Here is a 3,919-nt window from a genome sequence, read left to right as displayed (position 1 = left end):
GCCTCGGCGCGGGCGGCGGCGAGGTGCCGGGTACCGTGCGGCGGGTAACCCCGGTAGACCGGGAAGCACGCCGCCAGCTCCGCCAGGGCCGCGCGGGCCTCGTCGGGTGCCAGCTCGGGCGCGAGGGCGGCGAGCCGGGTCAGCTCGGCGGCGAGCAGCCGGGTGGCCGCCGCCAGCTTGGTGTCGTGGGTGAGGTCCTGCCAGGAGGTGTGCCGGCCGGTGAGCCGGGCGTCCAGGGCGGTGAAGTCGGCCTCGGCGTCGCCGTCGACGAACAGGCCACAGATGGGCGCGAGAGCGTCGTAGCCGGTGGTGCCGTCCACCGGCCAGTCGGGCAGTTCCTCGCCGTACTCCAGGATCTTCTCCACCAGCAGCCACACGTCGGGCGCGGCGGCGCGCAGCCGGGCCAGGTAGCCGGCGGGGTCGCGCAGCCCGTCGGGGTGGTCGACGCGGATGCCGTCGACCTCGCCGGCCGCCGCCCACCGCAGGACCTCCGCGTGCGTGGCCGCGAAGACCTCCGGGTCCTCCACGCGCAGGCCGGCGAGGCCGGAGACGGCGAAGAACCGGCGGTACGTCAGCTCGCGGTCGCCGCGCCGCCAGGAGACCAGCTCGTAGTGCTGCCGGTCGTGCACCTGGCGGGGGCTGCCGTCGCCGGTGCCGTCGGCGATCGGGAAGCGGTGCTCGTGGTAGCGCAGCTCCCCGTCGGCGATCTTCAGGTCGTCGAGGGCGTCGGGGGTGTCGGCGAGCACGGGCAGCAGCAGCCTGCCGCGGTCCCAGTCGATGTCGAACCACTTCGCGTACGTCGAGGCCCGGCCGTGTCGCAGCACGTCCCACCAGGCGGGGTTGGCCGCCGGCCGGGTCACCCCGGCGTGGTTGGGGACGATGTCGACGACCAGGCCGAGCCCGGCGGCGCGCAGGGCCCGGACCAGCCGGACCCGGGCGGCCTCGCCGCCCAGCTCGGGGTTGACCGCCCGGTGGTCGACCACGTCGTAGCCGTGCTGGGAGCCGGGGGTGCCGGTGAGCAGCGGGGCGCTGTAGAGGTGGGTGACGCCGAGGTCGGCCAGGTAGCCGGCGAGGCCGGCGGTGGCGTCGAGGTCGAAGCCGGGGCGGACCTGCACCCGGTAGGTCGCTCCGACCCGAGCGGCGGTGCCGGTGCTGTCGTCGGTGCCGTGGCCGGCGACGGGGATGTGCTTGTCGTCGGGGGTGTGGGGCATCGCCTCAGACCGTCCTCTCCAGGACAACCAGGCAGCGGTCGGGCACGCAGATCGCGCCGCCCGCCTCGACGAGGGTCGGCTTCTCCGGGTTCGGGTCCGCGGTGCTGATCACCAGTGTCCAGCGTCGGCCGAACTCCTCGCCGGGCAGTTTGAACTCCAGCGCGGCGTCGTGGGCGTTGAAGCAGAGCACGAACGAGGAGTCGTGGTGGCGCTGGCCGTACTTGCCGCGTTCGGGGATGCCGTCGCCGTTGACGAACAGGGCCACCGAGCGGCCGAAGTCGTTGCCCCAGTCCTCGCCGGTCATCTCCCGGCCGTCGGGGGTGTACCAGGCCAGGTCGGGCAGGCCCGAGCCGGCGGCCCGGCCCCCGACGGGCAGGCCGGTGAAGAACCGGCGGCGGCGGAACACCTGGTGGCCGCGGCGGAAGTCGACCAGCCGCCGGACGAAGTCCAGCAGGGGCTCGTCGGCGCTGTCCCAGTCGACCCAGGTTAGCTCGCTGTCCTGGCAGTACGCGTTGTTGTTGCCGCGCTGGGTGCGGCCCAGCTCGTCGCCGTGGCCGATCATCGGCACGCCCTGGGAGAGGATCAGGGTGGCCAGGAAGTTGCGCCGCTGCCGCTGGCGCAGAGCCAGTACACCCTGGTCGTCGGTCTCCCCCTCGACGCCGCAGTTCCAGGACCGGTTGTGGCCCTCGCCGTCGCGGTTGTCCTCGCCGTTGGCCTCGTTGTGTTTGTCGTTGTACGACACCAGGTCGTTGAGGGTGAACCCGTCGTGGCAGGTGACGAAGTTGATGCTGTGGAAGGGGCGGCGGCCGTCGTCCTGGTAGAGGTCGGCGGAGCCGCAGATCCGGGAGGCGAACTCGGCGAGGGTGGCGGGCTCGCCGCGCCAGAAGTCGCGCACCGTGTCGCGGTACTTGCCGTTCCACTCGGTCCACACCGGCGGGAAGTTGCCCACCTGGTAGCCGCCGGGGCCGACGTCCCACGGCTCGGCGATCAGCTTGACCTGGCTGACCACCGGGTCCTGCTGGACCACCTCGAAGAAGGTGGACAGCCGGTCGACCTCGTAGAACTCGCGGGCCAGGGTGGCGGCGAGGTCGAACCGGAAGCCGTCGACGTGCATCTCGGTCACCCAGTAGCGCAACGAATCCATAATCAACTGGAGCGAGTGGGGGCTGCGCACGTTGAGGCTGTTGCCGGTGCCGGTGTAGTCGACGAAGTACCGCCGGTCGGACTCCGACAGCCGGTAGTAGCTGGGGTTGTCGACGCCCTTGAAGCTCAGCGTCGGGCCGAGGTGGTTGCCCTCGGCGGTGTGGTTGTAGACCACGTCGAGGATGATCTCGATGCCGGCGGCGTGCAGCGCCTTGACCATGCCCCGGAACTCCTGCACCTGCTGGCCGAGGCCGCCAAGCGCCGCGTACCCGTGGTGCGGGGCGAAGAAGCCGATCGTGTTGTAGCCCCAGTAGTTGCGCAGCCCCAGGTCGGCGAGGCGGTGGTCGTGCACGAACTGGTGCACCGGCATCAGCTCCACGGCGGTGATCCCGAGCCGCCGGAAGTAGTCGATCATGACCGGGGAGGCGATGGCCGCGTACGTGCCGCGCAGTTCCTCCGGGACGCCGGGGTGGCGCATGGTCAGCCCCCGCACGTGCACCTCGTAGATCACCGAGTGGTGGTACGGGGTGCGCGGCGGCCGGTCGTTGCCCCAGTCGAAGTACGGGTTCACCACCACCGACTTGGGCACGAACGGGGCCGAGTCGGTCTCCGACATCCGGTCGGGGTCGCCGCCCACCTCGTAGTCGTAGACGGCCGAGTCCCACTCGACGTCACCGTCGACGGCCTTGGCGTACGGGTCGAGCAACAGCTTGTTCGGGTTGCAGCGGAGCCCGTTCGCCGGGTCCCACGGGCCGTGGACGCGGTAGCCGTACCGCTGCCCCGGCTCGATGCCGGGCAGGTAGCAGTGCCAGACGTAGGCGTCGACCTCGCGCAACTCGACGCGACGCTCCGCGCCGGTGTCCCACTCGTCGAACAGGCAGAGTTCGATCCGCTCGGCCACCTCGGAGAAGATCGCGAAGTTGGTGCCCATCCCGTCGTGGGTCGCCCCCAGCGGGTACCGCTCGCCCGGCCAGACCTGCATGTCGCTCCTCAGCCCATGGTGATGATCGCCCTGGACGGGCGGGCCCGCCGGGTGCGCACGCCGCTAATGCCCCGCCGTCGGTCGACCCAATCCACCCGTTGGTGCCGTAACCGATTCCACCCACCTGACACCGGCCGGGACCTTTGGGTGGTATCCGTCACCTTAGGCCCTCTCAAGATGCGGTTCGGGCCTGGATGCCCTTTCCTTGATGCGGGGCGTGCGGAAACGCGCGTTCTCGCTCGGCCCTCGGCCATCCCCACCATGACCCGTCACGCCGCCATCGTTGCCGGCGCGTTCCACCCTGCACGGACGGAGTTCGATGTGACGACCCTGCGGGCCGGCGAGCAGACCGCCACCGCCACGGACCGGACCTGCCGGCCCAGCACCACCTCACGGTCCCAGACCCCGCACCCCGCCGGGTCCGGGGTGCCCCCGCAGACCCGCCGCATCCTCATGCTCTCCTGGGAGTATCCGCCGGTGCTCGTCGGCGGCCTCGGCCGCCACGTGCACGCCCTCTCCGTCGCCCTCGCCGCCGCCGGCCACGAGGTCACCGTCGTCACCCGCCACGCCGAGGGCGCACCCC

The 3,919-nt window shown here is 71.8% G+C and carries 3 protein-coding genes; 1 reads left to right on the top strand and 2 read right to left on the bottom strand.

What is annotated here, in order from left to right; translation table 11 throughout:
- Positions 1-1,211, bottom strand: a 1,211-nt coding sequence (locus tag E1258_RS30805) for an alpha-amylase family glycosyl hydrolase (protein WP_243715794.1), incomplete at its 3' end; no start/stop codon positions are given.
- 4 nt (positions 1,212-1,215) lie between these two features.
- Positions 1,216-3,336, bottom strand: coding sequence for a glycogen debranching protein GlgX (glgX, locus tag E1258_RS30800; protein WP_132407290.1), 2,121 nt, complete (start codon positions 3,334-3,336; stop codon positions 1,216-1,218).
- Between the two features lie 321 nt (positions 3,337-3,657).
- On the opposite strand from glgX, the gene E1258_RS35270 reads away from it, so the two are divergent.
- Positions 3,658-3,919, top strand: a 262-nt coding sequence (locus E1258_RS35270) for a glycogen/starch synthase (RefSeq protein ID WP_165949950.1), incomplete at its 3' end; no start/stop codon positions are given.

The organism is Micromonospora sp. KC207 (genome assembly GCF_004348615.1).
Lineage (GTDB): Bacteria > Actinomycetota > Actinomycetes > Mycobacteriales > Micromonosporaceae > Micromonospora.
This window is presented reverse-complemented; position numbering and strand designations above follow the sequence as displayed.